Annotated in this window: 1 protein-coding gene; it reads right to left on the reverse strand. The window is 34.1% G+C overall.

Translation table 11 applies throughout. The features are described from left to right. On the reverse strand, positions 1-1005 hold a 1005-nt coding region (locus tag BHF71_RS10565; protein ID WP_069657597.1), incomplete at both ends, for an IS1182 family transposase.

Here is a 1005-nt window from a genome sequence, read left to right on the forward strand (position 1 = left end):
TTCATATCTGCAAATACTCTTTCTATTGTTTCTTTTCGCTTTGCATATAATCTCTTGTTTTCTTCTGTGTGTCTTAAGTGATCCGCTTCTTCGATATAATCTTCCCATATATGTCTATGTATCATCTTCGTATAATTTTTACTCTGTGTACATGATGATAACAATGAGCAGTTTTTACAAATTTTCGGATCAGATGCGTATTGTTTATAACCTTCTCTTGTTGTGGTTCGATATGATAGTATTTCTCCCTCTGGGCAGATGTAACAGTCATAATATTCATCATATACATACTCATGTTTTCTCATATATCCACTTTTTGTTCTGGGACGTGTATAAGGCATTACTGGTCGAATATCTTGGTCTGATAAGTATTTTGCGATATAAGGTGTTTTATATCCAGCATCTACTACGACTGCACTTGGCTTTTCCACTTTCTCGATTACTTGATTAACTATCTTATCTAACACTTTACTATCATGTACATTGGCTCCTGTAACAAGTGTACCAAGAACAAATCCGTTTAGATCGCAAGCTGTATGAAATGAGTATGCAAAGAGTTTTTCTCTCTCGTCCTTAACAAAATACCCACTCTCTGGGTCTGTCTTACTTTCCTTTATTTCTTTCTCTTCTTCTTTATCTTGTGGGGGAAGTTGCTTTTTTCCATGTGCTTCTCGGTCAATGTTTATTTCTTTCTCTAATTGTTCTTGGTAACTTCTTGTTTCTACACGAGCCGTTTTCTTTATATACTTCTTTTTATTAGCATTTGCTTTAACATGTGTTGAATCTATAAATGCAACTGATGGATCTACAAATCCTTTTTTCATTGCTTCTTTTAGTATTCGATAAAAGATTTGTTCAAAAATATCCGTATCTTTAAAACGTCTTACGTAATTCTTCCCGAAGGTGGTGAAATGTGGTATCTTATCTTGAAAGTTGTATCCTAAAAACCAACGATATGCGACGTTAGTTTCAATCTCCTTTATTGTTTGACGCATTGATCGAATG

It is taken from the genome of Vulcanibacillus modesticaldus (genome assembly GCF_001730235.1).
GTDB classification, from domain to species: Bacteria; Bacillota; Bacilli; order Tepidibacillales; family Tepidibacillaceae; genus Vulcanibacillus; species Vulcanibacillus modesticaldus.